This window comes from Simplicispira sp. (assembly GCF_028687295.1).
GTDB lineage: Bacteria > Pseudomonadota > Gammaproteobacteria > Burkholderiales > Burkholderiaceae_C > Simplicispira > Simplicispira metamorpha.
Genome location: NZ_JAQUAL010000028.1, coordinates 1 through 26,775, shown reverse-complemented (window position 1 = coordinate 26,775; position 26,775 = coordinate 1). Strand labels below are relative to the sequence as shown.

Annotated in this window: 26 protein-coding genes and 1 pseudogene; 12 read left to right on the top strand and 15 right to left on the bottom strand. The window is 66.1% G+C overall.

The window, feature by feature from the left end; all coding sequences use genetic code 11:
- From PHX69_RS05300 to PHX69_RS05285, 4 genes and pseudogenes are all read right to left on the bottom strand, one after another.
- Positions 1–175 (bottom strand): annotated as a pseudogene (locus PHX69_RS05300) (electron transfer flavoprotein subunit beta/FixA family protein); the annotation flags it as partial.
- A 164-nt stretch (positions 176–339) separates the two neighbouring features.
- Positions 340–1,692, bottom strand: a complete 1,353-nt coding sequence (locus PHX69_RS05295) for a mechanosensitive ion channel family protein (RefSeq protein ID WP_288042697.1) — start codon at positions 1,690–1,692, stop codon at positions 340–342.
- A complete protein-coding gene (locus PHX69_RS05290) occupies positions 1,692–2,495 on the bottom strand; it encodes an enoyl-CoA hydratase (RefSeq protein WP_288042695.1) in 804 nt (267 codons plus the stop codon). The genes PHX69_RS05295 and PHX69_RS05290 overlap by 1 nt, the downstream gene beginning before the upstream one ends.
- Before the next feature lie 72 nt (positions 2,496–2,567).
- Complete coding sequence (locus PHX69_RS05285) at positions 2,568–3,521, bottom strand: histone deacetylase family protein (RefSeq protein WP_288042701.1); 954 nt, start codon at positions 3,519–3,521, stop codon at positions 2,568–2,570.
- 42 nt (positions 3,522–3,563) lie between these two features.
- Between PHX69_RS05285 and PHX69_RS05280 the strand changes: the two genes are divergently transcribed.
- The 5 genes from PHX69_RS05280 (at position 3,564) to scpB (ending at position 9,767) form a co-directional block, all read left to right on the top strand.
- Positions 3,564–4,484, top strand: a complete 921-nt coding sequence (locus tag PHX69_RS05280) for an AAA family ATPase (RefSeq protein ID WP_119014182.1) — start codon at positions 3,564–3,566, stop codon at positions 4,482–4,484.
- A gap of 11 nt (positions 4,485–4,495) precedes the next feature.
- Positions 4,496–5,539 carry a DUF58 domain-containing protein gene (locus tag PHX69_RS05275; RefSeq protein ID WP_502958476.1) on the top strand — a complete coding sequence of 348 codons (1,044 nt, stop codon included), beginning with the start codon at positions 4,496–4,498 and terminating at the stop codon, positions 5,537–5,539.
- Between the two features lie 157 nt (positions 5,540–5,696).
- The gene (locus PHX69_RS05270) at positions 5,697–7,739 is read left to right on the top strand and encodes a transglutaminase TgpA family protein (protein WP_288042692.1); all 2,043 of its coding nucleotides are present in this window, start codon (positions 5,697–5,699) and stop codon (positions 7,737–7,739) included.
- A gap of 11 nt (positions 7,740–7,750) precedes the next feature.
- Positions 7,751–8,839: a lytic murein transglycosylase B gene (gene mltB / locus PHX69_RS05265; RefSeq protein WP_288042690.1), complete on the top strand. Its 1,089-nt coding sequence runs from the start codon at positions 7,751–7,753 to the stop codon at positions 8,837–8,839.
- 103 nt (positions 8,840–8,942) lie between these two features.
- On the top strand, positions 8,943–9,767 hold the full coding sequence (gene scpB / locus PHX69_RS05260) for a methylmalonyl-CoA decarboxylase (RefSeq protein WP_119014184.1): 825 nt from the start codon (positions 8,943–8,945) through the stop codon (positions 9,765–9,767).
- Positions 9,768–9,891: 124 nt separating this feature from the next.
- Here scpB and PHX69_RS05255 read toward each other — a convergent pair whose 3' ends face one another.
- The gene (locus PHX69_RS05255; protein WP_288042688.1) at positions 9,892–11,241 is read right to left on the bottom strand and encodes a branched-chain amino acid ABC transporter substrate-binding protein; all 1,350 of its coding nucleotides are present in this window, start codon (positions 11,239–11,241) and stop codon (positions 9,892–9,894) included.
- A 284-nt stretch (positions 11,242–11,525) separates the two neighbouring features.
- On the opposite strand from PHX69_RS05255, the gene PHX69_RS05250 reads away from it, so the two are divergent.
- Positions 11,526–12,737, top strand: coding sequence for a GGDEF domain-containing protein (locus PHX69_RS05250; protein WP_288042686.1), 1,212 nt, complete (start codon positions 11,526–11,528; stop codon positions 12,735–12,737).
- Between the two features lie 80 nt (positions 12,738–12,817).
- On the opposite strand, the gene PHX69_RS05245 is transcribed toward PHX69_RS05250, so the two are convergent.
- The 6 genes from PHX69_RS05245 to PHX69_RS05220 all read right to left on the bottom strand — a co-directional run bounded on the left by PHX69_RS05245 (position 12,818) and on the right by PHX69_RS05220 (position 19,409).
- On the bottom strand, positions 12,818–14,023 hold the full coding sequence (locus PHX69_RS05245) for an ABC transporter permease (RefSeq protein ID WP_288042684.1): 1,206 nt from the start codon (positions 14,021–14,023) through the stop codon (positions 12,818–12,820).
- Positions 14,023–14,823 carry an ABC transporter ATP-binding protein gene (locus PHX69_RS05240; protein ID WP_288042682.1) on the bottom strand — a complete coding sequence of 267 codons (801 nt, stop codon included), beginning with the start codon at positions 14,821–14,823 and terminating at the stop codon, positions 14,023–14,025. The genes PHX69_RS05245 and PHX69_RS05240 overlap by 1 nt, the downstream gene beginning before the upstream one ends.
- A complete protein-coding gene (locus tag PHX69_RS05235) occupies positions 14,820–16,196 on the bottom strand; it encodes an efflux RND transporter periplasmic adaptor subunit (RefSeq protein ID WP_288042680.1) in 1,377 nt (458 codons plus the stop codon). Before PHX69_RS05235 ends, PHX69_RS05240 begins: the two co-directional genes overlap by 4 nt.
- A gap of 63 nt (positions 16,197–16,259) precedes the next feature.
- Positions 16,260–17,771 (bottom strand): efflux transporter outer membrane subunit, encoded by a 1,512-nt coding sequence (locus PHX69_RS05230; RefSeq protein ID WP_288042679.1) that lies wholly within the window; start codon positions 17,769–17,771, stop codon positions 16,260–16,262.
- Positions 17,772–17,884: 113 nt separating this feature from the next.
- The gene (gene tsaD, locus PHX69_RS05225) at positions 17,885–18,940 is read right to left on the bottom strand and encodes a tRNA (adenosine(37)-N6)-threonylcarbamoyltransferase complex transferase subunit TsaD (protein WP_288042677.1); all 1,056 of its coding nucleotides are present in this window, start codon (positions 18,938–18,940) and stop codon (positions 17,885–17,887) included.
- 25 nt (positions 18,941–18,965) lie between these two features.
- Positions 18,966–19,409 carry a CBS domain-containing protein gene (locus PHX69_RS05220; protein WP_119014189.1) on the bottom strand — a complete coding sequence of 148 codons (444 nt, stop codon included), beginning with the start codon at positions 19,407–19,409 and terminating at the stop codon, positions 18,966–18,968.
- Between the two features lie 307 nt (positions 19,410–19,716).
- Here PHX69_RS05220 and PHX69_RS05215 point away from each other — a divergent pair, with 307 nt between their 5' ends.
- The 3 genes from PHX69_RS05215 to cobA all read left to right on the top strand — a co-directional run bounded on the left by PHX69_RS05215 (position 19,717) and on the right by cobA (position 22,001).
- Positions 19,717–20,004, top strand: a complete 288-nt coding sequence (locus tag PHX69_RS05215; protein ID WP_288042675.1) for a DUF4148 domain-containing protein — start codon at positions 19,717–19,719, stop codon at positions 20,002–20,004.
- 120 nt (positions 20,005–20,124) lie between these two features.
- Positions 20,125–21,057 carry a DNA-binding protein YbiB gene (gene ybiB, locus PHX69_RS05210; RefSeq protein ID WP_288042674.1) on the top strand — a complete coding sequence of 311 codons (933 nt, stop codon included), beginning with the start codon at positions 20,125–20,127 and terminating at the stop codon, positions 21,055–21,057.
- Between the two features lie 125 nt (positions 21,058–21,182).
- Positions 21,183–22,001, top strand: a complete 819-nt coding sequence (gene cobA, locus PHX69_RS05205; protein ID WP_288042673.1) for a uroporphyrinogen-III C-methyltransferase — start codon at positions 21,183–21,185, stop codon at positions 21,999–22,001.
- A gap of 139 nt (positions 22,002–22,140) precedes the next feature.
- Here the strand turns inward: cobA and PHX69_RS05200 are convergent, their stop codons facing one another.
- The gene (locus tag PHX69_RS05200; protein ID WP_119014222.1) at positions 22,141–22,653 is read right to left on the bottom strand and encodes an acyl-CoA thioesterase; all 513 of its coding nucleotides are present in this window, start codon (positions 22,651–22,653) and stop codon (positions 22,141–22,143) included.
- 73 nt (positions 22,654–22,726) lie between these two features.
- Between PHX69_RS05200 and PHX69_RS05195 the strand changes: the two genes are divergently transcribed.
- The 3 genes from PHX69_RS05195 to PHX69_RS05185 all read left to right on the top strand — a co-directional run bounded on the left by PHX69_RS05195 (position 22,727) and on the right by PHX69_RS05185 (position 24,981).
- The gene (locus PHX69_RS05195) at positions 22,727–23,968 is read left to right on the top strand and encodes a BaiN/RdsA family NAD(P)/FAD-dependent oxidoreductase (protein WP_288042700.1); all 1,242 of its coding nucleotides are present in this window, start codon (positions 22,727–22,729) and stop codon (positions 23,966–23,968) included.
- 152 nt (positions 23,969–24,120) lie between these two features.
- Complete coding sequence (gene rpsU, locus PHX69_RS05190) at positions 24,121–24,333, top strand: 30S ribosomal protein S21 (RefSeq protein WP_005799779.1); 213 nt, start codon at positions 24,121–24,123, stop codon at positions 24,331–24,333.
- Between the two features lie 201 nt (positions 24,334–24,534).
- Positions 24,535–24,981: a GatB/YqeY domain-containing protein gene (locus PHX69_RS05185; protein ID WP_119014224.1), complete on the top strand. Its 447-nt coding sequence runs from the start codon at positions 24,535–24,537 to the stop codon at positions 24,979–24,981.
- Positions 24,982–25,056: 75 nt separating this feature from the next.
- Here PHX69_RS05185 and PHX69_RS05180 read toward each other — a convergent pair whose 3' ends face one another.
- The 3 genes from PHX69_RS05180 to PHX69_RS05170 all read right to left on the bottom strand — a co-directional run.
- Positions 25,057–25,962, bottom strand: coding sequence for an NHL repeat-containing protein (locus PHX69_RS05180; protein WP_288042672.1), 906 nt, complete (start codon positions 25,960–25,962; stop codon positions 25,057–25,059).
- A 178-nt stretch (positions 25,963–26,140) separates the two neighbouring features.
- On the bottom strand, positions 26,141–26,398 hold the full coding sequence (locus PHX69_RS05175; RefSeq protein WP_119014194.1) for a phage tail protein: 258 nt from the start codon (positions 26,396–26,398) through the stop codon (positions 26,141–26,143).
- Between the two features lie 210 nt (positions 26,399–26,608).
- On the bottom strand, positions 26,609–26,775 hold a 167-nt coding region (locus PHX69_RS05170), incomplete at its 5' end, for a metallopeptidase TldD-related protein (RefSeq protein ID WP_288042699.1).

Here is a 26,775-nt window from a genome sequence, read left to right as displayed (position 1 = left end):
TGACCTCGGTGGCCACGCCTTTTTCTTTCAGGCGCACGGCCTCTTCGACGGCGATTTCGTCAAAGGGGTTCATGCTCATCTTGACGTTGGCGATGTCCACACCCGTGTTGTCCGATTTGACGCGGACCTTCACGTTGTAGTCCACTACGCGCTTGACAGGGACCAAAACCTTCATTGCAGCGGCTCCTAGAGAGTTGATTGAATTGACGTTGACGTAAACCAAACCATTTTATGCCGCACCGCAGCACATCGGCTATGCATTTTCCCAAGGGTGGGTTCTGACAAAAAACGAACGGTCGTTCTTTTCTTGAATTATAGGCCAGCAGTGGCTACTTGCATTCACTCTGTGCCTTCGCGCGGCAGATCTGGGGTCTGCTGCGGCACAGCATTTTTCCAGGCTGCAGGCGTGGTCGGCTGCTCGCCCACCACATGCACAACGCGCTGCGGGTACGGAATGTCAATGCCATGGACTTGCAGCGAACGCAGAATCGCCAAATTGATTTGTGAGCGCAGGCCCAGCAAACCGTTTTCGGGGTCGGCAATCCAGAAACCTACGGTGAACTCCAGCCCATCGGCGCCAAACGCCGACAGCGAAACGCTGGGCGCAGGCTCACGCAGTACACGCTCGCTGGCCAGTGCCGCCTCAGACAACAACCGCATCACCAGATCGACATCGCTGCCATAGGCCACACTGACCACAGTGGAGTGCCACACGCGTGGATCGGCCAGCGAGAAGTTTTCTACCCGCTGGGTGATCAGCATTTCATTGGGCACGATGGATTCGCGTCCAATGCCCGAGCGGATCAGGGTGTAGCGGCCCGTGATGTCGGTAATGCGACCCTCAAAGCCATCGACGCGCACGTTGTCACCAATGCGCACACTGCGCTCGGCCAGGATGACAAAACCACTCACGTAGTTGGCAGCCAGTTTTTGCAACCCAAAGCCAATGCCCACGCCCACGGCCCCGCCCAGCACGGACAGCGCCGTCAGGTCTATGCCCACCACCGACAACGCGGTAATCAGGCCGACAAACAACAGCAGCGCGCGGGTGGCGTTGCTCAGCGCCTTGCGCACCGACAGCTCGCTGCCGGTGGCAGAGCGCAAAAACCGCGCTTCAATGCTCGATGAAATCCACAGGGTGGCGATCAGCACGGCTGCCGCCGTGACCAATCCTTCGATCATGGTGCGCACCGACATGGTGGTGCCGCCCACTTTCCAGATGATGTCGTCCAGGTCTTGCAACACCAGCGGCAACAGGCCCGTGACCCACAGCACCATGGCCAGCCAGGCCAGCCACGACAGCGTGCGCTCTATGGGCCGCACCCAGGGCGACTGCGGAAACGCCGCCTGCAACACCTTGACGCCCACGCGGATCACCACCAGCGCCATCAGCACCGGAATGGCGACCTTGAATGCGGCCACCGCAATCCATTGCAGCAACACAGCCTGCGCCAGGTACACCAGCCCCAGCAGCGTGAGTGGAAACAGCACGCCATCGAGCACCTTGCGGCCAAACAGGATGGAGCGCGAATCGCCCCTGTGCAGCGCCCGCCGCAGCCCCGACACCACCAGCCAAGCCAGCACAGTGCAACCGGCCAGGGTGCCCAGCTCAATCAACACCGTGGGATGCAGGAACGACTGGAACCAGCGCCCCACATCGTCAAACATCGGGGCGTTTTTACCCTGGGCCATCACGCCTTCCAGGAAGGACGGCGTTTTTCAGCAAATGCCTGCGCGCCTTCTTGCGCAGCCGCATCCATCATGTTGGCGGCCATGGTCTGGCCCGCCAGCTGGTACGCCGCGCCCATGCCCAGCTCGCGCTGCTGGTACACCAGGGCCTTGCCCATGGCCACGGCCACGCGGGGTTTATCGAGGATGGACTGGACGAGTTGCTCCACCTCAGCGGACAGGTTCGCGGCAGGTACCACCCGGTTGAGCAGGCCTTGCGCCAGCGCGGTGGGCGCGTCAATGAAGTCGCCGGTCAGCAGCATTTCCATGGCGCGCTTGGCCGGTACGTTGCGCACCAAGGGCACGCTGGGCGTGGCGCAAAACAGGCCGTAGTGGATGCCGCTGGTGGCAAAAGTGGCGTGGTCTGCGGCCACTGCCAGGTCGCACTGGGCCACCAGCTGGCAGCCCGCTGCCGTGGCCATGCCCTGCACCTGGGCAATCACTGGCACGGGCAGCTGGTGGATGCTGAGCATCACGCGGCTGCACTGGGCAAACAGGCGCTGGTACCAGGCCAGATCGGGGTGGGCCGCCATTTCTTTGAGGTTGTGACCGGCACAAAACGCCTTGCCCTGCGCCGCCAGCACCACCACGCGCGCTGACCCATCGCGGGCCACATCATCCAGCGCCTGTTGCAGCGCTGCCAGCATCTCGCCACCCAGGGCATTGAAGCGTGCCGGGTCGTTCAGGGTCAGGGTGACTACGCCGCGCGCATCGCGCTGCACATGCAGCGGTGCCGCCTGATCGGCGCCAGAGGTGTCAGGTGTCATGGTGTTTCAAGAAGCTGATAGCAAAAAAGCAGCGCAAAGCGCTGCCGAAAATGGGCACGGCCCGCGCCTGCATCACAGGTCGGCCAGCACCCGCAGGTGCGCCTCGACGCTGCGCGCCAGGGCGCTGGGCATGTAGCCGCCTTCCAGGCACGAAACGATACGGCCTTTGGAGAAGCGCCGGGCCACGTCCACAATGCGGTGCGTGATCCAGGCGTAATCTTGCTCGACCAGGCCCAATTGGCCCATGTCGTCTTCGCGGTGGGCGTCAAAACCGGCGCTGATGAAGATCATCTCGGGCTCAAAGGCCTCCAGGCGCGGCATCCAGGTCATCTCGATGATTTCGCGCACATCCATGCCGCGCGTGTAAGCGGCCACGGGCACGTTGAGCATGTTGGAAGCCGGGTTCTGGTCGCCGCTGTACGGGAAGAACGGGTGCTGGAAAAAGCTCACCATCAGCGCGCGATCGTCGCCCGCCAGGATGTCCTCGGTGCCGTTGCCGTGGTGTACGTCAAAGTCGATCACGGCCACGCGTTGCAGGTTGTAGCGCTGCAGCGCGTACTTGGCGGCAATGGCCACGTTGTTGAAGAAGCAAAACCCCATGGCCTTGTCGCGGCAGGCGTGGTGGCCAGGCGGGCGCACGGCGCAAAAGGCGTTGCTGATCTCGCCTGCCATCACGGCGTCGGTGGCGGCCAGGGCGGCACCGGCAGAGCGCAGCGCGGCCTTCCAGGTGTGTACGTTGATGGAGGTGTCGGGATCGACCTGGGTATGGCTGGGGCCGCCCGCCTCAACTTCTTCGCGCAGCCAATCGGTCAGGCCGCGCAGGGACGCAATGTGCAAGCGGCCATGTGCCAGCTCGATATCGGCCAGCGCGGCTTCGGGGGCCTCATAACGCTCCAGGGCGTCGCCCAGGCCCGTGATCAGCAAGCGGTCTTCAATGGCGTCCAGCCGTTCGGGGCACTCCGGGTGCCCCGGCCCCATTTCGTGTTTCCAACAATCGCGGTGTGTGAAATAGCCCGTCTTGCTCACAGTCTTGCCTCCATCGGTCATTTTTTCGGATAACGTCACGCCATGCATGCACAGCACAAAATCAAATCGCTTTTGGATCAGCTTAACACGGTGATTGTGGGCAAAAACGCTCGCGTACAAGACTGCGTAGCCTGCCTGCTGGCGGGCGGACACCTGCTGATCGAGGACGTTCCGGGGGTGGGCAAAACCACGCTGTCGCACGCGCTGGCCCATGCGTTCGGGCTGCAGTTTGCGCGCGTGCAGTTCACTGCCGACCTCATGCCCAGCGACCTGATCGGCGTGTCGGTGTATGAGCGCGGCAAAGAGGCTTTTGTGTTCCACCCCGGCCCGGTGTTCACGCAGGTGCTGCTGGCCGACGAGATCAACCGCGCCAGCCCCAAAACGCAAAGCGCCCTGCTCGAAGCCATGGAAGAAAAGCAGGTCTCGGTGGAGGGCGAAACCCGCGCCCTGCCGCAGCCCTTCTTCGTGATTGCCACGCAAAACCCGCAAGACCAGCTGGGCACCTATGCGCTGCCCGAGTCGCAGCTCGATCGCTTTTTGATGCGCATCTCGCTGGGCTACCCCGACCGCGCTGCCGAGCGCCTGCTGCTGGCGGGCACCGACCGGCGCGACATGGTGGGCTCCATGCTGCCGCAGCTCTCGGGCGATGAGCTGGCGCAGCTACAACGGCAGGTGTTGGCCATCCACACCGCCGAGCCGCTGTTGAATTACGTGCAAGACCTGATTGCCGCCACGCGCTCGGGCCGCTGGTTTGTGCAGGGGCTGTCGCCGCGCGCGGGCATTGCACTGGTGCGTGCGGCCAAGGCGCAGGCGTTGATCAGCGGGCGCGATTACGTAGCGCCCGACGATGTGCAGGCCATCATCGCCCAGACCATCGCCCACCGCCTGGTGCCCGTAGGCAGCGCAGGCCGGGGCGCGGTCGAACAAGTGCGCGCCATGGTGGACGCTGTTCCCCTGCCGTGAGCACACGGCCCATGCCCCCGGCCAGCACCGCCACCGCCCCCCTGCGCACACCGCACGCCACCCGCACCGCGCCAACCGGGGTCGCCCGCCGCCCACCCAGTGCCCTGCGCCAGCGCTTTGACCGCTGGTGGCAAGCGCGCCTGCCGCTGACCGACACCACGCTGCTGACCCAGCGCAACGTCTATATCCTGCCCACCGGCCCGGGCTGGATGCTGGCGCTGACGCTGCTGGTGCTGCTGATTGCGTCCATCAACTTCCAGCTCAACCTGGGCTACCTGCTCACGTTTTTGCTGGCTGGCAGCGCCGTGGTGGGCATGCACATCTGCCACGCCACGCTGCGCGGCCTGACGCTGCACCTGGCGCCGCCCGAGCCCCAGTTTCTGGGCCACAGCACGCTGCTGCAAGTGCAACTGGCCAGCGAGCGGCGCAGCCCGCGCTTTGGCATTGCGCTGGCCGTGCATGGCAGCGGCCACTGGGCCTGGACGGACGTGCCCGCACAGGGCAACGCGCAGGTGGAAGTGGCTTTCACGCCCACGCGCCGGGGGTTGCACCGCGTGCCCACGCTCACGGCGGAGACGCGCTTTCCGCTGGGCACCTTCCGCGTCTGGACGGTGTGGCGCCCGGCCGCGCAGGTGCTGGTGTACCCCGCCCCCGAGGCTGGTGCCCCGCCGCTGCCGCCGGGCACACCGCACCCCGGTGGCGCAGGCAGCGCCTCCAGCCAGGGCGCGGGCGAGTTTGAAGGCGTGCGCGCCTACCGCCGGGGCGACCCGCTGCAACTGGTGGTCTGGAAAAAAGCCGCGCAGGCCCTGGCCAGCGGCAGCGACGCGCTGGTCAGCCGCGACGCCCAGCACACCCAGCGCCACGCCCTGTGGCTCTCGCCCGAGCGCACCGGCCTGTCCGACCCCGAAGCGCGCATCTCGCGCCTGACCGCCTGGGTGCTGCAAGCCGACCGGCTGGGCCTGGACTACGGCCTGCGCCTGCCCGGCACCGAGATCGCCCAAGGCAGTGGCGCCGCCCAGCGCCAGCGCTGCCTCGAAGCGCTGGCACTGTGCTGAACAGCCCCATCCCCAGATGAAGCATGAAAATGGCCTCTAGCCCCCGTCAGATAAGCGCAAGCAGCTATTTATTTAATAGCAAATCGCAGGGCGCATGCTGCCAGCAACGCCCTCGCCTGCCCCGCCCCGCCGCCAGCGCTGGCGGCCCCCGCCTGCCATGAGCCTGCGCCAGACCCTTGCCAGCCTGCCGCGCGATGCGCGCGACACGCTGTTCCTGCTCGCCGTGATTGCCTGGGTGATTGCGCCGCAGGCGGGCCACCTGCCACTGTGGACCAGCGCGCTGGCCGCTGGCCTGCTGCTGTGGCGCGGCTGGCTGGCCTGGACGGCCCGGCCCCTGCCCCACCGCTGGGTGCTGCTGGCCCTGCTGGCCCTGGCCGTGGGCGCCACGCTGGCCACCCACCGCACCATCCTGGGCCGCGAAGCGGGGGTGGCGCTGGTCGTGGTGCTGCTGGCCCTGAAAACGCTGGAGGCCCGCGCCCGGCGCGATGCCCTGGTGATTTTCTTTCTGGGCTTTTTCACCATGCTCAGCAACTTCTTCTTCTCGCAATCGCTGCCCACCGCCGTGGCCATGCTGATCGCGCTGCTGGGGCTGCTGACGGCGCTGGTCAATGCGCACATGCCGGTGGGGCGCCCGCCGCTGGCGCAATCGCTGCGCACGGCGGGCACCATGGCGCTGCTGGGCGCACCCATCATGCTGGCGCTGTTTGTGCTGTTTCCGCGCATGGCGCCGCTGTGGGGCATGCCGGGCGACACCCTGAGCGCTCGCAGCGGCCTCTCGGGCAGCATGCAGGTGGGCAGCATTGCGCAACTGGCGCTGGACGACAGCGTGGCCCTGCGCGTGCGGTTCGAAGGCCAGGGCAATGCCGCGCCGCCGCAGTCGCAGCTGTACTTTCGCGGGCCAGTGCTGTCGCAATTTGACGGGCGCGAGTGGCAGGCCACCACGCTGCCCGGCGCCCTCAACTGGTCAGGCCGCATGGCACCACCCGCTGATTTGCAGGTGCAGGGCGAACCCGTGCGCTACGCCGTCACCCTGGAGCCGCAAAAACGCCCCTGGCTGATGGTGCTGGACGCCACGCCCGACAAGCCCACCCTCACCGGCATGGGCGCCTTCATGACACCCGAACTGCAATGGCTCAGCACCCGCCCGCTCACCGACGTGGTGCGCTACAGCGCCGTGAGCTACCCGCAGTTTCGCCACGGCCCACAGCGCTCCACGGCGCAGCTGCGCGCCCTGGCCGATTTGCCGCCTGGCTTCAACCCCCGTACCCTGGCGCTGGCACAAGAGCTGCGCGCCAGCCCCGCCGTGGCCAGCGGCGGCACGCTGGCGCTGATTGACGCGGCATTGCAGCGCCTGCGCACCGGAGGCTACCAGTACACGCTGGAGCCCGGCGTGTACGGCGAACACACCGCCGACGAGTTCTGGTTCGACCGCAAAGCGGGCTTTTGCGAGCACATCGCCTCGGCCTTTGTGGTGCTGATGCGTGCGGCAGGTGCCCCGGCGCGCATCGTCACCGGCTACCAGGGCGGCGAGCGCAACCCGGTCGATGGCTACTGGACGGTGCGCCAAAGCGATGCCCACGCCTGGGCCGAGGTCTGGATGCCAGAACACGGCTGGGTGCGCGTAGACCCCACTGGCGCCGTCTCACCGGGCCGCATCGGGCAGTTTCAGCGCTTGCAAGCGCCGCGCGGCGTGCTGGGCGAGGCCATGGGCGCCATGATCAGCCCTGGCATGGCCCAGCGCCTGCGCGCCACCTGGGAAGCCCTGAACAACCACTGGAACCAGTGGGTACTGAACTACACGCAAAGCCGCCAGCTCGATTTGCTCAAGGCACTGGGGTTTGAATCGCCCAGCTGGCAAGACCTGGTGCGCGCCCTGGCGGGCCTGGTGGGCGCAGCCGCCCTCATCGGTGCGCTCTGGACGCTGTGGGAGCGCCGCCAGCACGACCCCTGGCTGCGCTTGCTGGCCCAGGTGCGCCAGCGCCTGGCCCGCGCCGGGCTCACGCTGCCCGACAGCACCCCGCCGCGCACCCTGGCCGCCCAGGCCCGCGCCCACTTTGGCCCCAGCGCCGACGCCCTGTGCGCCTGGCTGCTGCAATGGGAACAATCGCGCTATGCCCCCGACAGCGCCAGCACCACCCACCTTGCCGCACTGCGGCGCCAGCTGCGCACCCTGCGCTGGCCCCACGCTCCGGCCCCCTGATGATGAAAGCCATGCTCAAACCCCTCTCTCTCGCTCTTTTTTTGATAGCTGGTAGCGCCCTGTCCACGGGCGCTATGGCCCAAAAGGCTTCTAAAAACCCACCCCCCAGCGCCGCCAGCCGCACCGTGCAAGGCAGCACGCCCTACGCCCAGCGCCCCGACGCCATGCAGTTTGCCGACGACCTGGCCGTGCGGCGCGACCTCGACCCCGAATGGGTGCGCGCCACGCTGGGCCAGGCGCGCTTTCTGGCGCAGGTGCCTAAGCTCATGCTGCCGCCCACGCGGGGCACGGCCAAAAACTGGGCCGCCTACAAAAGCCGCTTTGTCGAGCCCATCCGCATCCGCGCGGGCGTGCGCTTCTGGCAAAAAAACAGCGCCGCCCTGGCCCGGGCCGAGCGCGAATACGGCGTGCCCGCCGACATCATCGTCGGCATCGTTGGCGTGGAAACCATCTACGGCCAGCACATGGGCAACTTCCGCGTGATCGATGCGCTGGCCACGCTGGCCTTTGACTTTCCTGATGCGCACCCGCGCGCACAGGCCCGCACCGAATTCTTCCGGCGCGAGCTGGAGCAGTTCTTGAGCCTGGTCCAGCGCAACGGCACCGACCCCTTTGCGCCGCGCGGCAGCTACGCCGGGGCCATGGGCCTGGGCCAATTCATGCCGTCGAGCTGGGCGCGCTACGCCGTCGATGGCAATGGCGATGGCCAGATCGACCTGTTTGGCAGCGCTGAAGACGCCATCGCCTCGGTGGCCAACTACTTCATCGCCCACGGCTGGACGCCGGGCATGCCCACGCACTACGCCGTCAGTTTTGACCCGGCAGGCGCCGACATGGACACCCTGCTGGCGCCCGACATTCTGCCCACCTTCAGTGCCGCCAGCATGGCCGCCAAAGGCGCCATCGTGCAAGGCGCGGGCGCCCAGCACAGCGGCCCGCTGGCCCTGGTAGAGCTGCAAAACGGCGATGGCGCCCCCAGCTACGTGGCCGGCACCGAGAACTTCTACGCCATCACGCGCTACAACTGGTCAAGCTACTACGCCCTGGCGGTGATCGAGCTGGGCCAGGCCGTGGCGCAGGCCAGGGCGGGCGCCCGTTAGCGGGTGGCGGGCGCATTCATCGCAACGACACAGGGGCTGCGGATAATGGACGCCATCTGACCGCAAGATCGTCTTGCCCGCCAGCACCTACACACCGCTTTTCATGCACACAACGTCCCCGCTACAGGTTTCTGCCACCCCTACCGGCCCCACGCGGATCCAGACCGAGATCAACGACGCCATAGGCACCATCACCCTCGACCACCCCAGCAAGCGCAACGCTTTGTCCGAGCAGATGGTGCAAGAGATCATCCAGGCGCTGCACCAGTTCAAGGCCCAGGGCGTGCGCGTCACCGTGATCCGCGCGGCGCCCGGCGCCAGGGTGTGGTCGGCGGGCCACGATGTGAGCGAGCTGCCTGAAGGCGGCCAAGACCCGCTGAGCTGGCAAGACTCGCTGCGCACCGTGATCCGCGAGGTGGAGCTGTTTCCGGGCCCCGTGGTGGCGCTGATTGAAGGCGGCGTCTGGGGCGGCGCCTGCGAGCTGGTGTTTGCCTGCGACATGGTGATTGCCACACCCGAAGCCACCTTTGCCGCCACACCGGCCAAACTGGGCGTGCCCTACAACGTCACCGGCCTGCTCACTTTTCTGAACGTGGCGCCGCCGCACATCGCCAAAGAAATGCTCTTCACCGGCAGCCCCATGAGCGCCGCCCGGCTGGAGCGCCAGGGCGTGATCAACGCGGTGGTGCCGTCAGAACACATCACGGCCCATGTGTTTGACATGGCCCGCACCATCGCCCACAACGCCCCGCTGGCCGTGGGCGTGATGAAAGAGCAGCTGCGCATTCTGTCCAGCGCCAACGCCGTCTCGGCCAACGACTTTGAGCGCATCCAGAGCCTGCGCCGCGTGGTCTATAACAGCCACGACTACGCCGAGGGCATTCAGGCCTTCAAACAAAAGCGCCCGCCGCATTACCAGGGCGACTGAGCGCCCGGCTGCGGCACGGCGCACCTCCGGCCATCTGGCCTTGATGCAAGCGAAATAAGCCGCCATCCCTTGCACAGCAAGCGCCAGCAGCTATCAACTCAGGAGCAAAATCAGCGGCCCGACCTCAAAACCGCTGCATATTGCAGCTGTGCGGCTGCTGGATTTTGGCCGCTGGAATATCGCGCACCACCCGGAAACCGTAGCCCGAGCCTTCGACGTCAAACTTCACGCCCGGCTGGCCCTGCTTGTCCATCACGCCCACCACCAGCGGCTGCTGGAACTGGTGGTCGGCGGCGCGCATGGCACCGCTGCGCCCGGCCATCTGCACACTGGCCTGCTCCATCTGGCGGGCCACGGCCACGGTGTCCAGGCTGCCCGCGCGGGTGATGGACTGCGCCAGCGTCTCTACCATCAGCTGCATGCGCATGTGGACGTAATCGTCCTGCGGCTTGGGAAAGCGCTCACGGAACGACTGGTAGAACGCCTCGCTTTGCGCGCCCGGCACGTTGGGCAGCCAGTCGGCCACGGCCACCACCTTGCCCACGCCCGCATCGCCAATGGCCGCCGGGGCACCCAGGGCATTGCCGTAGAAGGTGTAGAAGCTGCCATCAAAACCCACCTCGCGCGCGGCCTTGACCAACAGCGTCAAATCATTGCCCCAGTTGCCCGTGACCACGGCCTGCGCGCCGCTGGCCTTGATCTTGACGGCGTAGGGCGCAAAGTCTTTGACGCGGCCCACGGGGTGCAGCTCGTCGCCCACCACGGCCACATCGGGGCGCTGGGCGGCCAGCTGTTTTTTGGCCTCGCGCAGCACGGCCTGGCCAAAGCTGTAGTCCTGGCCAATCAGGTACACGCTTTTCAGGGCCTTGTCCTCGCGCACCACTTCCATCAGGGCGGCCATGCGCATGTCGGCGTGGGCGTCAAAGCGAAAGTGCCAGAAGCTGCACTTTTCGTTGGTCAGGATGGGATCGACAGCGGAGTAGTTCAAAAACAGCACGCGCTTGCCCGGCTCGCGCTCGTTGTGTTTGTTGATGGCGTCCAGCAGCGCCGCCGCCGTGGCCGATGAGTTGCCCTGCATGACCACGCGGGCGCCGTCATCAATGGCCGCGCGCAGGGCCGACAGGGCCTCTTCGTTCTGGCCCTTGCTGTCGTAGCGCTGCACGGCCAGTGGCCGCGCGCCGCCCGCAGCGGCAGGCAAGGCCACGCCGCCGCGTGCATTCACCCGCTCGGTGGCCCAGAAGATGTTGCGAAACACCGCCTCGCCCGTGTTGGCAAACGGCCCCGAAAGGCTCTCGATCAGCGCCAGCTTGATGGGTGCGCCAGCGCTGGCCGCAGCGCCGGGGCGGGCCGCAGGCGCTTGCGCACTGGCCAGCGTGGGCACAGCGGCCAGGCTCAGGGCTGACAGCACAGCGGCCACGCTGGCGCGCAGCGGCGTAGCAAAGGGCCACAAGGAGACACGAAGGGAGTAGTTCATAAAAAAGACTTTCTTGGCCATCTCAGCCAAACAACCCCAGGGCGCGGGGCGATACAACACAACACGGCCCACCTGCCGCCAATGCAGCAGGCGGGCACCCGGCGATGGTAGCCACGCACGCAGTGTCGTTTCGGGCCAATCGGGTGACGATTTGTGGCGCCGTGCGCAGCGCCAGGGCCTCAGGCCTGCGCTAACATGGCTTTTCCGACCGCTCACCACTGGGGCAGACCGTGCCAACGCCCCGGGCCTTGGCACGGCTCTGGCCCCACCTTGCCATGGATTCAATGGACACCCTCTCTGCCGCACACGCCACCTTGCTGGTCAGCGCTCTGCTGGAGTGCTTTGTGGCCTCGGGCTGGCTACTGGCTGCGGCCATGCTGCCGCGCTTTCGCGTTGCCACCCTGCACTGGGCGGCCTTCTCGTTGCTGGTGGGCCTGGCCTTCTTCGGCTACCTGAGCAGCAGCCACTGGCCTGGGGTGCCGGTGTATGCCATCGGCAACATGCTGATGGTAGGGGCGCTTGCGCTGCAAGCTCGGGGGCTGCAACTGGAGGCAGGACAAACGCCCGCTGACCGGGTGTTCATCACCGTGCTGGCCCTGGCCGCGCTGGTGCAGGGTGCCTGGCTGGGGCCAGAGCAATCGGTCTGGCGCATTGTCGCCACCTCTTTGTTGCTCAGCGGCCTGTGCGCCTGGAACTGCGTGACCGTGCTGCGCTGCATCCACCAGAAAAACGCCCAGGCGCCCCAGGCGCCCCGGGCGCTGGGGGTGGTGTTGAGTGCGCCCTTTGCCCTGGCCAGCATGGTGTTTGCCCTGCGCGCCAGCACCGTGCTGCTGGCGCCTGAGCGCTTGATGGGCAACGCGCGAGCCGACCAGTCCATCAGCATGCCGGGCGCGCTGGTGTGGTTGTTCATTTCGCTGTGCATGGCCCTGGCGCTGCTGGGCCTGGTGGTCTACCAGCTCCAGCGCCAGCTCAGCCAGGCGGCCACGCACGACACCCTGACCGGCCTGCCCAACCGCCGCGCCGCCGACGAGTTTCTGACCCAGGCAGCGCTGCACGCCCAGCGCCACAGCACGCCCCTGTCGGTGCTGATGATCGACATCGACTTCTTCAAGAAAGTGAACGACCAGCACGGCCACGCGGGCGGCGACCAGGTACTGCGCACCCTGGCCCGGTTGCTGAAAAATCGCGCCCGCGCCTCTGACCTGGTCACGCGCTGGGGCGGTGAAGAATTTCTGATGCTGCTGCCCGACACCCCACTGGACGGTGCCCGCGACATGGCCGAGCAACTGCGCCTGGCCGTGCAAAACAGCCCGTTTCACTGGCAGCAGCACAACGTGCCCATCACCATCAGCGTGGGCGCCGCCACCTGGAGCGGCGGCCCCTTTCTGGCCAACGTGCTGATTGCCGATGCCGACAGCGCCCTCTACCGCGCCAAAAACACGGGCCGCAACCGGGTGTGCGTGGCCAGCGAGGTGGCGGCGGCGCCGGGCAAATAGGTTGCACCAGAAAAAAGCTATTTTTTTGATAGCTGCTTGCGCCCACCCCTATTGCGCTAGAGCCACTTTTGACTCAAAAATCACTCATGGCGCAGGGCGTCGATGGGATCCATGCGCGCAGCGCGGCGGGCGGGGAAGTAGCCAAACACCACGCCAATGCCCGCCGAGAACACAAACGACAGCACATTCACGCCGGGGCTGAACAAATAGGGCACGTCCATCACCCCGGCCAGCACCACCGAAGCGCCGGTGGCCAGCACGATGCCGATCAGCCCACCCAGCGCCGCCAGCACCACGGCCTCTATCAAAAATTGCAGCAGCACCTCACGCTCCAGGGCGCCGATGGCCAGGCGCAGGCCAATCTCGCGGGTGCGCTCGGTCACGCTGACCAGCATGATGTTCATGATGCCGATGCCGCCCACCAGCAGGCTGACGGCGGCCACGGCGCCCAGCAGCATGGTCATGACCTTGGTGGTGCCCGAGAGGGTGTCGGCCAGCTGCTTGGTATCGAGCACGTTGAAGTTGTTCTCATCGGCCTGCGCCAGCTTGCGCCGCTCACGCAGCAGCTCGGTCAGGCTGGCCTTGACGCGCTCGGGATCGCTGCCGTCCTGCATGGACACCAGCAGCGTGTTGACGCGGGTGTTGCCGGTCACGCGCCGGTGCAGCGTGTTCAGCGGGATCAGCACGGTGTCATCCTGGTCGTTGCCAAACGCACCCTGGCCTTTGGCACCCAGCACGCCCACCACTTCGCACGAAAAAGCCCGCACGCGCATCTGGGCGCCCACCGGGTCTTGCGTGCCGAACAGCTCGCGCCGCACCGTCTCGCCAATCAGGCACACGGCGGCGCCTGCGCGCAGTTCGTCGGTGGTGAACTCGCGCCCAGTGCGCACCGTCCAGTTGCCCGTTTGCAGCCAGGTGTTGGTGCTGCCGATGATGCTGGTGCTCCAGTTGCGGCCACCGGCCACCACGGTGCCGCTGGAGCGGGCCTCGGGGGCCACGGCCAGCACGCCGCCAATTTGCTGGGCAATGGCCTGCGCATCCGATTCTTTGAAGGCCGGTGCGCCGCCACCGCCGCCCGGCCCCATGCGCTGGCCCGGGCGCACTTGCAGCAAGTTGGTGCCCAAACCAGAAATCTGGTTCTGCACCGCCATGGTGGCGCCGTTGCCCAGCGTGACCATGGTGATGACGGCGCTGACGCCAATGACGATGCCCAAAATGGTCAAAAACGAGCGCATCAGGTTGCGCCGGATAGAGCGCAGCGCCAGCAGCAAGGTGTTAAGCCACATCAGGAGACCTCCACGGGGTGGGGGTTGGGCGCATCGCTATCGACCACGCCATCGACAAAGCGCACGATGCGCCGGGCATACGCGGCCATGTCGGCCTCGTGCGTGACCATGAGCACGGTGATGCCCTGGTCATGGTTGAGCCGCCAGAGCAGCTCCATGATTTCATGGCTGCGCTGGGTGTCGAGGTTGCCGGTGGGCTCATCGGCCAGCAGCACGGCGGGCTGGGTGACGATGGCGCGCGCAATGGCCACGCGCTGCTGCTGCCCCCCCGACAACTCGGCGGGCGTGTGGTGCTCCCAGCCCTTGAGGCCGACAGCGTCGAGCGCGCGCGCGGCGGCGCCGTGGCGCTTGCTGGCGCTCTCGCCCCGGTACAGCAGCGGCAGCTCGACGTTTTCTTGCGCCGACGTGCGTGCCAGCAGGTTGAAGCCCTGAAACACAAAGCCGAAGTAGCGCCGCCGCAAGAGCGCGCGCTGATCGCGCGTGAGCGACTCGACATGCTCGCCCAGGAACAAATACTCGCCCGTGGTGGGGCGATCGAGGCAACCGAGCATGTTCATGGCCGTGGACTTGCCCGAGCCGCTGGGGCCCATGATGGCCACGAAGTCGCTGCGCGCAATGTCCAGGTTCACGCCTTTGAGCGCCTGAAAGGCCAGCGCGCCCTCGCCATAGACCTTGGTCACACCGCGCAGGCGGATCAGCGGCTGCTCGGGGGTGGCGTTAGCGGGGCTGCGGGCGGCGTTGGTTGCAACACTGAGGGCAGCGCTGGCAGCGCTGGCGGCGGTGCTGTGGCTGGTGCTCATGGTGCAGCGCCAGCGGCGCGCTGGTCGGTGATGACGGCCATGCCGGGCTGCAACTGCTCGCCGCTGACCTCGGTCATGCGGCCATCGCTGATGCCCACCGTGACGGTGATGGGCTGCGCCGCCCCATCCTGGAGCACCCAGAGCTGGCGGGTTTTGCCCTGGGCGGCGCCCTTGTCGGCGTTGCCGGCGCCACGGCGCGCGCCCGTGCGGGGCATGCGCGGCATGAGCTGCGACATGATGCCGCCGCCCGATGCCGCCGCAGCCGGGCCCGCACCCGCTGGCGTGGCGGGCGTAAAGCGCAGCGCCGTGTTGGGCACCAGCAGCACGTCGTTTCTCTCGGTAGAGGTGATGGTGGCCGCCGCCGTCATGCCCGGGCGCAGGCTGAGGTCGGTGTTGTCCACCTGCAGCCAGGAGATGTAGGTGACCACGTTGTCGGTCTTGGTCGAGCCGTAGGCCACGCGGGTGATCTTGGCCGGGTACTGGCGCGAAGGGTAGGCGCTGACCGTGAAACTGGCCTTTTGCCCCACCTGCACCACGCCCACATCGGCCTCATCCACATTCACCTGCAACTGCAATTGGGTCAGGTCTTCGGCCACGGTGAACAAGGTCACGGCTTGCAGCGATGCGGCCACTGCGTTGCCCGGGTCCACGGTGCGCGACAGCACCACACCGTCGATGGGCGAGCGGATGGAGGCCTTGGACAAGTTGGTCTCGTCGGTGGACAGCGCGGCTTTGGCGTCTTCGACGCTGGCGCGGGCGCTGGCCTCGTCGGCCAGGGCGCGCTCCAGGGCGGCGCGGCCCGCATCCAGTTCGGCTGCCGAGGGCACTTTGCCGCCCGACAGGCGCGCCACTTCCTCCAGCCGCCCCAGACCGGCGCGGGCTTCTTTGGTGGTGGCGTTGGCCTGCGCCAGGCGGGCGTGGGCGGCGGCCAGCGAAGCGCGCGAGCGCAGCACCTGCGCCGACAGCTTGGCCGTGTCCAGCTCCACCAGCACCTGGCCTTTTTTGACCTGGTCGTTCACGTCCACGCGCACGCTGCGCACCGTGCCCGAAAGCTCACTGCCGATGTTGACCGAGCGCGTGGGCTGCAACGTGCCATTGGCCGACACCGTGAGCGTGAGATTGCCCCGGCGCACCTCTTCGGTCACATAGCGCGGCGCGGCGTTGGCGCGCTGCTGCGCCTGCCAGTAATAGCCCCCGCCTGCGGCCAACAACACGCCCGCCACACCCACCCAGAGCACCGGGCGCTGCCACCAGCGGCGTGTGGCCTGCGCGCCCAGCAGGGCGTCCAGGCCAGCGCCCGGCGGGCTGGAGGCCTTGCTGGGTGCAGGGTTGGCGGCAAGGGCAGCAGGGGTATTTTTGTCAGGTTCGGTCATGGCAAGCGTTCCAGGGGCACGAAAGGGGAAGGCTGCGCGGTGCAAGCCCGCACAGCGGTGGCATCACAAAGGCGACCAGCCGCCGCCCAGTGCCTTGTACAGGCGCACATGGTCGGCAGCGACACTGGCGGCGGTGCTGGCCACGCCGTCTTGGGTGGAGAGCAGCGTGCGCTGGGTTTCCAGCAGCGACTGGAAGTCGATCAGGCCGCTGCGGTAGCGGTGCTGCGCCAGCAGTGCGGCGTTGCCAGCGGCCTGCGCAGCCTCTTGCAGGCGCAGCAGCCGTTCGCGGTCGCCGCGCAGGGCGACCAGGGCATCTTCCACCTCTTGCAGCGCAGTGAGCACAGTGGCTTCGTAGTGGGTGCGCGCCTGCTCCAGGGTGGCTTCTTGCACGCGCCCCTGGGCACGGGCCGCGCCGCCATCGAGCAGCGGCACCGAGACGCTGCCCAGCAGCGCCGCCGCCACCGAGGCGCCGTTGGTCAGCGCGCCCAGCGTGAGCGCACTCAGCCCCACCGAGCCACCCAGCCGAAAACTGGGGTAGCGCGCCGCATCGGCCTGCGCCAGCCGCGACAGGGCGGCAGCAATGCGCTCTTCGGCCACGCGCACATCGGGGCGCTGGCGAAGGGTTTCAGCGGGAATGGCCAGCGCCAAATCCGGCGGCGGCTGGGGCACGGGGCGCTCGCTGGCCAGCAGGGCATTGAGGGCACCGGGCGCCTGGCCCGTCAGCACCGCCAGGCTGTGGCGCGACTGGGCCAGCGCGGCTTGCAGCTGCGGAATTTGCGCCGCTGTTTGTTGCGTGTTGGCACGCGCCTGCTCCAGCACCAGCGAGGTGGCCAGTCCGGCTTGCACGCGCCAGTCGGTCAGTTGCAGCGTTTCTTGCTGGCTGGTCAGGTTGCGCTGGGCAATGGCCAGGCGCTCTTGCTGGCTGCGCAGGGTGATGTAGTTGAGCGCCACTTCAGCGGCCAGCGACACCTGCGCCCCAGCCAGCGATGCAGCAGCAGCGCGGGCATCGGCCACGCTGGCGTCCACACCGCTTTGCAGGCGACCAAACAGATCGGGCTCCCAGCTGGCGTCCAGCCCCGCCTGAAAACTGTTGCCCGTGCTGCCACTGGCGCGTCGGCGCTGGGCCGAACCCGAGGCATCCAGGCTGGGCTGCAACGCGGCGCCCTGCACATCGGCCTGCGCCCGTGCCTGGCGCAGCGCGGCCTGGGCCTGGCGCACATCGGTATTGGCCTGCAAAGCCTGTGTGACCAGATCGGCCAGCACCGGGTCGCCCAGGCGCAGCCACCACTGGGCCAGCGGTGTGGGCTGGGGTGCGGCGGCCACCGAGGCGCTGTGCGCTGTGGATGGGGCCACTGCGGCGGCGCCGGGTTGCGCTGCGGGTGCGGAATTGGATGCACTGGCCGGGGCCAGATCAGCTGCCTGCGTCCAGGCTGCGGGCACATCCACACCAGGCGCTACTGCCTGCGGTGCAGGCGCCAGCGCGGCGCAGCCCGACAGCGCGGTCAACACCGCCATGGCCAATGCGCTGCGGCCTGCCAGAAAGCCCGCACGGGTTGGAGAAAAAGAAAAAGTCATGGATTGCGCTGCCCACCATTGCGATGCATTTGATTGTGCAGGCTGTGTGCAGCGCGCCCATGCCGCCTTGGTGAATGCACGGTAAAGCCACAGGGATGTGGCCCGGCACCCGGTCAGCGCGGCGCCTGCTGCGCCTCCAGCGCATCCAGTGGCCAGCGCGGCTTGACATCAAAGGCATAGTCGCAGCGCGCCTGCTGCTGGCCCGACTGCAAGCGCATGGCGGCGGCCATGGCGATCATGGCGCCGTTGTCGGTACACAAATGCAGCTCGGGGTAATGCACACGCACGCGCTGCTTGGCACAGGCGGCATTGAGCTGCTCGCGCAGCAGGCGGTTGGCGCCCACGCCCCCGGCCACCACGATGCGCTGCAAGCCTGTTTCTCTCAAAGCGGTGAGGGATTTTTTCACCAGCACATCGACGATGGCGGCCTGCGTGCTGGCGGCCAGATCGGCCTTGCGCGCCTCCAGGTCGTCGCCCAGTTTTTTGGCCTGTGTCATGACGGCGGTTTTCAGGCCGGCAAAAGAAAAATCGAGGTTGCCGCTGTGCAACAGTGGGCGCGGCAGCTTGAAGGCCAGCGGATCGCCCTGCTCGGCCAGGCGCGACAGGGCGGGGCCGCCGGGGTAGCCCAGACCCATGAGCTTGGCGGATTTGTCGAACGCCTCGCCGGCAGCGTCATCAATGGTTTCGCCCAGAATTTCGTAGCGGCCTACGCCATCGACACGCATGAGTTGGGTGTGCCCGCCCGACACCAGCAGCGCCACAAACGGAAACTCCGGCGGGTCAGCACTCAAAAAGGGCGAAAGCAAATGCCCTTCCAGGTGGTGTACGCCCAGCACCGGTTTGCCCAGCGCCGCACCCAGCGCACAGGCCACGCCCGCCCCCACCAGCAGCGCCCCGGCCAGGCCGGGGCCGCGCGTGTAGGCCACCACATCCACCTCGGCCAGGGTGTGGCCCGACTCGGCCATCACGGCCTGGGTCAGTGGCAGCACGCGGCGGATGTGGTCGCGGCTGGCCAGCTCGGGCACCACACCGCCATAGGCCTGGTGCATGTCGATCTGGCTGTGCAGCGCGTGCGCCAGCAGCGTGGGCACGTCAGCGCCCGTGCTGCGCACCAAAGCGACGCCGGTCTCGTCGCACGAAGATTCAATTCCGAGGATCAGCAAACTCATGGCGCGCAGTGTAGGGCTGTGCGCCCTAACCGCGCTGGCCGGTGATGTAGTGCTCCAGCTGCTCGATGATGAATTTTTGCTCCGAGATGATGTCTTTGACCAGATCGCCAATCGACACCAGGCCCAGCAACTGGCCCGCATCGTCCACCACGGGCAGGTGGCGCAGGCGGTTTTCGGTCATCAGGGCCATGCACTCCTGGCAAGAGTGCGTGGGCTGCACATACATGACGGCACGGGTCATCACATCGCGCACCCGCGTGTCGGCAGAGGTACGCCCCAGCAGGGCGATTTTTCGGGCGTAATCGCGCTCGGTGATGATGCCCACGATGGCGCCCGCCTCCATCACCAGCAAGGCACCGATGTGCTTGTCGGCCATCTGCTTGAGCGCGTCAAAAACCGACTCCGTGGGAGCAATCGAATGAACGGCTGCATCGGCCTTGGTCTTGAGAATTTCAGCAACGGTGGTCATGGACTTATCTCCCCCGAAAAACATGCACATGCACCGCCACAGTGTGTGCCAAGTTGCCCAGACCACGCAAGCCACTGCACATGCACGTTTGCCCCAAGCCGGGGACACCAGAGTGTCGATACTGAAACACTTGGCTTACCAGTGCGGGGTGTCGCCAAGCCCGCGCCAGGCCTACAGTGAAAAGCACTGGCAGCGCCTTTTGGCAGGGTGGCCGCCAGCGACCGCTTCACCACAGCGCCGGAAACACCGGCGCTGTGGCCGGGGGGCGGAAATGTCTTGTCGCACACCATCCATAAAGGAAGCTGCCATGAATACCGCACACACCCTCTGCGCCGCGCTGGCCGTCTGTGCCAGCGTAGGCGTCCAAGCCCAGACCCCCGCCGCAGGCGATGTTTACGGCCTGAACTTCGATGCCAATGCGGTCTCGACGCGCAGCCGGGCCGAAGTACAGGCAGAAGCCGTCCAGGCGCTGCCGCATTTCAAAGACTTCGCCCCCGACGAGGCCCAGACAGCCGCATCGGTCTTGAGCCGTGAAGCCGTACAGGCCGAAGCCGAAACCGCTCTGCGCACACACACCCTGGACACCAGCCCGTAAACCACGGCCAGCGCCCACCAAAGGCGCTGCCTGGAACGGCTGGCCCGCATATAGCCGCGCGTTATGAAGATTGGCCGACAATCGCAGCCCGATTGCACAACCTCTTCACGCTTCACACCCATGGGCATCAGCCAGTACATCAAGGAAATCGGGCGCGGCCCGCGCGGGGCGCGCCCCCTCACCCGCGCCCAGGCGGCAGATTTGCTGGGCCAGGTGCTCGACGGCGGTGTGACCGATCTGGAAATCGGCGCCTTCTGCCTGGCCATGCGCATCAAGGGCGAGACGGCCCCCGAGATGGCGGGCTTTCTCGACGCCACCCACCAGCGCCTGGCCCGGCTGCCCGCCAGCGACCGCCCGCTGGTCGTGCTGCCCAGCTACAACGGCGCGCGCAAGCTGCCGGTGCTGACGCCGCTGCTGGCGCTGTTGCTGGCGCGAGAAGGGTTGCCCGTGCTGCTGCACGGCATGCGCACCGAAGCACGGCGGGTTTTGGCATCCGATGTGCTTGTAGCCCTTGGTACACCTGCGCTAACAGCTCCTGAAAAGATAGCAAATGGCTGTGTCGCGCACATCGCCACGGGCACGCTGCACCCCGGCCTGGCACGGCTGCTGGCCGCGCGCGAGGTGATTGGCCTGCGCAACCCCGGCCACAGCCTGGTCAAGCTGATCAATCCCTGCGCAGGCGCCGCCGTGGTGGTTAGCAGCTACACCCACCCCGAATACTTCGACATGCTGCACGCCACCTTCGGCCTGCTGGGCACCACGGCACTGCTCTCACGCGGGCTGGAGGGCGAAAGCGCTGCCGACCCGCGCCGCTCGCCGCGCTACGACGCTTTTGTGGCGGGCACGCACCAGCTGCTGGACGAACAGCAGCCCGGCACCGCCAGCGAGGTGCCCGGCCTGCCCAGCGCCATAGACGTGGACAGCACCGCCCGCTACACCCGCGATGTGCTGGAAGGCCGCCTGCCCGTGCCCGCCGCGCTGGCGCAGCAAATGCAACACATCGTGCGGCTGGCCCAGCTGGCCGCACCGGGCCAGCCAGGTGCCGCCGCCTGACCGCAACACCGCACCAAGGCCACCTACGCACCCACACACCACTACGCCACCACGCACGCGCCCAGCCGCCCCCCCGGCGCGGCACGCACCTTGCAACCACCCCGTACCACCTTGTCTGCCCCACCATGACGACGACCCAGCCCCCCTCCTCCACCGCAACCACCGCCGCCGCCAGCACACCAGGCACCTGCACCTTGGTCGGTGCCGGCCCGGGCGACCCCGAGCTGCTGACGATCAAGGCGCTCAAAGCCATCCAGAGCGCCACCGTGCTGCTGGTGGACGATCTGGTGAGCGATGCCATCGTCGCCCATGCCGCACCCAGCGCACGCGTGGTGTACGTGGGCAAACGCGGCGGCTGCAAAAGCACGCCCCAGGCGTTCATTGAAAAACTCATGCTCACCGCCGTGCGCGAGGGCGAACAGGTGGTGCGCCTCAAGGGCGGCGACCCGTTCATTTTTGGCCGTGGCGGCGAGGAGGTGGAGCACCTGCGCGCCCAGGGCGTGCAAGTGCGCGTCATCAACGGCATCACCGCCGGGCTGGCAGGCATGACAGCGCTGGGCGTGCCGCTGACGCACCGCGCCCACGCCCACGGCGTGGTCTTCGTCACCGGCCACGCCAAACCCGGGGCAGCGGGCACCGACTGGCGCCAGCTGGCCGCCACCGCACGCGACGCGCGGCTCACGCTGGTGATTTACATGGGCGTCAGCGGCGCCGCGCACATCCAGCAGGAATTGCTCTCGGGTCTGGACGCCAGCGTGCCCGTGGCCATCATCCAGAACGCCAGCCTGCCCACGCAGCGCCATGCCGTCACTACGCTGGGCGCGCTGCACACCACCATAGAGCGTGAACAGCTGGCCAGCCCCAGCGTGATCGTGGTGGGCGATGTGTTGCAAGGACTGGCAGCGGCGGCGCAGGACGCACCGGCCCAGGCGCGCACGGCCTGAAACCATCGCGCCCCCCCGCTTCGCCCGCCAGCCAAGTGCGTCAGGCGGGCTCCCATGGGGGGTTCATCGCCGCAGCGCCGGTAGCGCCACCCCTTGGCACGCCAGGCAGGCACGGCCTCGGGCAGCGCCCCCGCGCACGTCAGGCAGGCACTGCCTCGACCATCGCCGCCATGGACGCTGTGCGCACCTGCTCAAAACGCTGGGCCAGTTCCTTGCGCAATGCCTTGCGCAGCAGGGCGGCATCCCAGCGGCGCTTTTCGTCGGCGGTAGTGGGATGCAACCGGGGCACGGCCACCGGCTTGCGGTCTTCGTCCACCGCCACCATCGTGAAAAAACAGCTGTTGACATGGCGCACCACCTGGGAGCGGATGTCCTCGGCCACCACCTTCACGCCCACTTCCATGGACGAGGTGCCGGTGTAGTTCACGCTGGCCAGAAACGTCACCAGTTCGCCCACATGGATGGGCTGCAAAAACATCACCTGGTCCACGCTCAGCGTGACCACGTAGCAGGTAGAAAAACGGCTGGCGCAGGAGTACGCCACCTGGTCCAGCAGCTTGAGGATGGCCCCGCCATGCACGTTGCCGGAGAAATTGGCCATATCGGGGGACATCAGCACGGTCATGCTGAGTTGGTGCGAAGGAATATTCATGCGCGCCATTGTAGAAATCGCCCCCGCTGCGCCAGCGCAGGCGGCCCCAGGCCCAGCGCCTACACTGGCGCGCATGTTTTCCTTCGATACCGTCATCATCGGGGCCGGCGCTGCCGGTCTTTTTTGCGCCGCCCAGGCGGGCCAGCGCGGCCTGAAAGTGCTGCTCATCGACCACGCCGAGCAGGTGGCCGAAAAAATCCGCATCTCCGGCGGCGGGCGCTGCAACTTCACCAACCGCGATCTGGACGCGAGCGCACCGCACAAGCACTTTGTCAGCCAGAACCCGCAGTTTTGTCGCTCGGCGCTGTCGCGCTACACGCCGCAGGACTTCATTGCGCTGGTGCAAAAGCACGGCATTGCCTTCCACGAAAAGCACAAAGGCCAGCTGTTTGCCGACCGCTCCGCCGAAGACATCATCGCCATGCTGCTGGCCGAATGCGCGCAGGGCCAGGTCGAGCGCTGGCAGCCTTGCAGCGTCAAAAATATAGCGTTTTTGGCCTCTGGGGCAGATGGGATGAGCGCGAGCAGCTATCAAATTGATACCGATCGGGGTCCCGTGCAGGCGCGCAGCGTGGTGGTGGCCACGGGCGGCCTGTCCATTCCCAAGATCGGCGCCAGCGATTTGGGTTATCGGCTGGCCCAACAGTTCGGCATCCCGCTGGTCGAGCGCCGCCCCGGGCTGGTGCCGCTCACGTTTGACGGCGCGGCCTGGGCGCCCTACGCGCAGCTGGCCGGGCTGGCGCTGCCGGTGCAGATCAGCACGGGGGCCAAAAAAACCCGCATGGCGTTTGACGAAGACCTGCTGTTCACGCACCGGGGCCTGTCGGGCCCGGCGGTACTGCAAATTTCCAGCTACTGGCAAGACGGCGCGCCGCTGAGCATCCACCTGGCGCCGGGCGTGGATTGGCCCGCCGTGCTGGCACAGGCCAAGGCACGCTCGCGCAAACTGATTGCCAACGAGCTGGCCCAGTGGGTGCCCAGCCGCCTGGCCGATGCCTGGGCCGGGCAAGACGCCGACTGGCAGCGCCCCATCGCCGAAGCCTCCGACAAAGCCCTGGCGCGGCTGGCCGAACGCCTGGCCCGCTGGGAGATCACGCCCACCGGCACCGAGGGCTACAAAAAGGCCGAAGTCACGCTGGGCGGCATCGACACGCGCGCGCTGTCCTCGCAAACCATGGAGGCGCGGCAGCAGCCGGGGCTGTACTTCATTGGCGAGGTGGTCGATGTGACCGGCTGGCTGGGCGGCTACAACTTCCAGTGGGCCTGGGCCAGCGCTGCAGCCTGTGCGCAAGCGCTGGCGGCGCCTGCGGCTTGATGGCGGCGGCACAAACGCTATAATGCTCGGCTTTGCTGGCATCGCCCCGTCGGCCAAATACTAGTTACAGACGGGGACAACCGCCGCGCAAGGTCTTGAGGCCCGATCTCCCCAAGACCCTCTGCGGGCAATATTTTGGAAACCATTAGCTAATGACCACTATCCGCGTAAAAGAAAACGAACCCTTTGACGTTGCTCTGCGCCGCTTCAAGCGCACCATCGAAAAGCTGGGCCTGCTGACCGACCTGCGTGCCCGCGAGTTCTACGAAAAGCCCACCGCCGAGCGCAAGCGCAAGAAGGCTGCTGCCGTCAAGCGCCACTACAAGCGCGTGCGCAGCATGCAGCTGCCCAAGAAGATGTACTGATCACCGGATTCCAGGCCCGCTTGGAACCCCAACCCGCGCTAGGGACGCCAAGCGCGGGTTTTCTGTTTTTCGGGTTTGCAAAAAGCCTTTCTGGCGTCGTTGCATCGCCTTGCCGCAGTTGAACTACTGTCTGCTGCGCTGCGCCTGGCCAGAAAGACTTTGTGCAAACCCTCTGCCTCTCTTATCGAAAAGGAAGCCGCCATGAGCCTCAAAGATCAGATCACCGAAGACATGAAAACCGCCATGCGCGCCAAAGACAGCGAGCGCCTGGGCACCATCCGCCTGCTGCTGGCTGCCATGAAGCAAAAAGAAGTCGATGAGCGCGTGGTGCTGGACGATGCCGCCGTGGTTGCCATCGTGGACAAGCTGGTCAAGCAGCGCAAAGACAGCATTGCCGCCTTTGAACAAGCCGCGCGCCACGACCTGGCCGACAAGGAAAAGAGCGAAATGGCCGTGCTGCAAACCTACCTGCCCCAGCGCATGTCAGCCGAGGAAACCCAGGCCGCCGTGCAGGCCATCGTGGCCGAGCTGGGCGCCAAAGGCCCCGGCGACATGGGCAAAGTAATGGGTGTGGTCAAGACGCGCCTGGCGGGCAAGGCCGACATGGGCCAGGTGTCTGCCGCCGTGAAGGCTGCGCTGGCAGGCTGAGAAATAGCTATCAAAAAAATAGCTGCTCGCGCTTGTTTAGCAAGCGCTGGCAGCTATTTTTGTATGTAAAACCAATTACAGATATTGCCGGGAAATCAGGCCTTTGGAGGCATCCGGCATGGCCGTGACGTGCAGCATGCCATCGGGGCGCCAGCACATCTCACCCGGCACAGCAGGCGTGCCATTCGACAAGAAAACCGCCGCGCGCTCCTTGAACTGGCCTTGCCCGTCGTAAATCTGCACCAGGTGCTGCCCCCGATCGGACACGTACACATAGCCGCTGCGGTCAATGGCAATGCCCTCTGGGTTGAGCATCTGCCCCGGTTGGCTGCCCAGCGCACCATAGGTGCGAACGACCTCGCCCTGGCGCGTGAAAACCACCACCCGGCCATTGCCGCTGTCCACCACATGCAAAAGGCCCTCGGCATCGAAAGCCATGCTCTCGGGGTAATTGAGGCCCTCGCCCTCGGTGCCAAATTGGCCCATGCTGCGCTGCCACTGGCCATTGCCATCGAATACCTGCACCCGATGGTGAAGCGGATCGCAAAAATACAGCAACTGGTCTGGCCCCACCACAGGCTCGTGGACGAATGAGAAATCGTCACGGTCTGGCCCGGCTTCACCAAATTGGGTCAGCAAAGCGCCCTGGCGATCGAGCACGATGATACGGCTGTTGCCAAAGTCAGCCACGTAAATGCGCTCGCCCAAAGTCACCGCACCCGAGGGCCAGTTCAGCGTGCCCACCGAGGTGCCTGCGCCGTCAAAAGTCCACTTCAGTTGGTTGGAGCTGTCGTAAAAACGCACCCAGTTGTTTTCTGGCGACCATTCGATGGCATTGCCAGCGTCGTCGTAGTGCAGATTGCGCACATCCGCGCGCAAATGGGCTGTCTGGGCACCGTCACTGCCGCCACAGCCGGTCACGGCTGCACTGGCCAAAACGGAGATGGCGCCCCCCAACCTGAGTAGTGCTCTGCGTTGCATAAATAAATCCTCTTTGTGAGCCGGAGCGACGACTTGGCATGCACCCATATTTTTCAGCACACGCTGCAATCAACCCGCCACTGAATTTCATATGGCCTGCAGCCATTTATGCCAGTGATTTCTTGAATATGGGATCGGATTGAAATAAAAATGCCCAAAGCGCCGATCAATGGTTTTATTAATCTTCGCGGCTTGGGAAAATTCCAGAAACGCAAATGTAGTAATGGCCCCCAGGTTGGGTGCCATCCACAGGGCTTTTGCCACGCAAGTCGGGAAGGGCAAAAGTGGTGCGGCCATCACCACCATAGTTGGGCCCCAGCAGGGCGAACAGTGCCTGATAGCGGTTGATAGGCAGCAACCTGCCATCGCACAGCATAAAACCACGGGGTGTGAAATTAAAAGCGAAGCAACACACTTCACCCAAGTAGTATTCCATGATGTTATTCCTGTGAATTTCAATACAGCGCCACAAAACGTGGCAAAACCAAAGTCACGGGAGCCCCAATACTTCTTGCGTCGATTTTGTATAAAAGCCGCCCGTGCCAAAGCTTTTTACTTGGGGCCAGCAAGGATCGTCAAGCAAAATTTGTCGGGCAGAAAAAAGGCCCCTGTTCTTCAGGGGCCCAGGTCTATTTGGCGCAAAGCATCAACTGCCTGCCACCTTCATCCGGTTAATGAGCAGCGAACCCACGGTTTTGGCGCCGTGGTTGTAGGCATCGGCACCCACGGCTTCAATGCCTTTGAGCATGTCGCGCAGGTTGCCGGCGATGGTGATTTCATGCACCGGAAAGGCGATCTCGCCGTTCTCTACCC

Excerpts from the sequence above, each read along its gene's own strand:
- PHX69_RS05235 (WP_288042680.1), bottom strand. The coding sequence starts at position 16,196 with ATGACCGAACCTGACAAAAATACCCCTGCTGCCCTTGCCGCCAACCCT.
- cobA (WP_288042673.1), top strand. The coding sequence starts at position 21,183 with ATGACGACGACCCAGCCCCCCTCCTCCACCGCAACCACCGCCGCCGCC.
- PHX69_RS05240 (WP_288042682.1), bottom strand. The coding sequence starts at position 14,823 with ATGAGCACCAGCCACAGCACCGCCGCCAGCGCTGCCAGCGCTGCCCTC.
- ybiB (WP_288042674.1), top strand. The coding sequence starts at position 20,125 with ATGGGCATCAGCCAGTACATCAAGGAAATCGGGCGCGGCCCGCGCGGG.
- scpB (WP_119014184.1), top strand. The coding sequence starts at position 8,943 with ATGCACACAACGTCCCCGCTACAGGTTTCTGCCACCCCTACCGGCCCC.
- PHX69_RS05200 (WP_119014222.1), bottom strand. The coding sequence starts at position 22,653 with ATGAATATTCCTTCGCACCAACTCAGCATGACCGTGCTGATGTCCCCC.
- PHX69_RS05250 (WP_288042686.1), top strand. The coding sequence starts at position 11,526 with ATGGACACCCTCTCTGCCGCACACGCCACCTTGCTGGTCAGCGCTCTG.
- PHX69_RS05185 (WP_119014224.1), top strand. The coding sequence starts at position 24,535 with ATGAGCCTCAAAGATCAGATCACCGAAGACATGAAAACCGCCATGCGC.
- PHX69_RS05255 (WP_288042688.1), bottom strand. The coding sequence starts at position 11,241 with ATGAACTACTCCCTTCGTGTCTCCTTGTGGCCCTTTGCTACGCCGCTG.
- PHX69_RS05295 (WP_288042697.1), bottom strand. The coding sequence starts at position 1,692 with ATGGCCCAGGGTAAAAACGCCCCGATGTTTGACGATGTGGGGCGCTGG.
- PHX69_RS05175 (WP_119014194.1), bottom strand. The coding sequence starts at position 26,398 with ATGGAATACTACTTGGGTGAAGTGTGTTGCTTCGCTTTTAATTTCACA.
- PHX69_RS05290 (WP_288042695.1), bottom strand. The coding sequence starts at position 2,495 with ATGACACCTGACACCTCTGGCGCCGATCAGGCGGCACCGCTGCATGTG.
- tsaD (WP_288042677.1), bottom strand. The coding sequence starts at position 18,940 with ATGAGTTTGCTGATCCTCGGAATTGAATCTTCGTGCGACGAGACCGGC.
- PHX69_RS05180 (WP_288042672.1), bottom strand. The coding sequence starts at position 25,962 with ATGCAACGCAGAGCACTACTCAGGTTGGGGGGCGCCATCTCCGTTTTG.
- PHX69_RS05215 (WP_288042675.1), top strand. The coding sequence starts at position 19,717 with ATGAATACCGCACACACCCTCTGCGCCGCGCTGGCCGTCTGTGCCAGC.
- rpsU (WP_005799779.1), top strand. The coding sequence starts at position 24,121 with ATGACCACTATCCGCGTAAAAGAAAACGAACCCTTTGACGTTGCTCTG.
- PHX69_RS05275 (WP_502958476.1), top strand. The coding sequence starts at position 4,496 with ATGCCCCCGGCCAGCACCGCCACCGCCCCCCTGCGCACACCGCACGCC.
- PHX69_RS05195 (WP_288042700.1), top strand. The coding sequence starts at position 22,727 with ATGTTTTCCTTCGATACCGTCATCATCGGGGCCGGCGCTGCCGGTCTT.
- PHX69_RS05220 (WP_119014189.1), bottom strand. The coding sequence starts at position 19,409 with ATGACCACCGTTGCTGAAATTCTCAAGACCAAGGCCGATGCAGCCGTT.
- PHX69_RS05270 (WP_288042692.1), top strand. The coding sequence starts at position 5,697 with ATGAGCCTGCGCCAGACCCTTGCCAGCCTGCCGCGCGATGCGCGCGAC.
- mltB (WP_288042690.1), top strand. The coding sequence starts at position 7,751 with ATGCTCAAACCCCTCTCTCTCGCTCTTTTTTTGATAGCTGGTAGCGCC.
- PHX69_RS05245 (WP_288042684.1), bottom strand. The coding sequence starts at position 14,023 with ATGTGGCTTAACACCTTGCTGCTGGCGCTGCGCTCTATCCGGCGCAAC.
- PHX69_RS05280 (WP_119014182.1), top strand. The coding sequence starts at position 3,564 with ATGCATGCACAGCACAAAATCAAATCGCTTTTGGATCAGCTTAACACG.
- PHX69_RS05230 (WP_288042679.1), bottom strand. The coding sequence starts at position 17,771 with ATGACTTTTTCTTTTTCTCCAACCCGTGCGGGCTTTCTGGCAGGCCGC.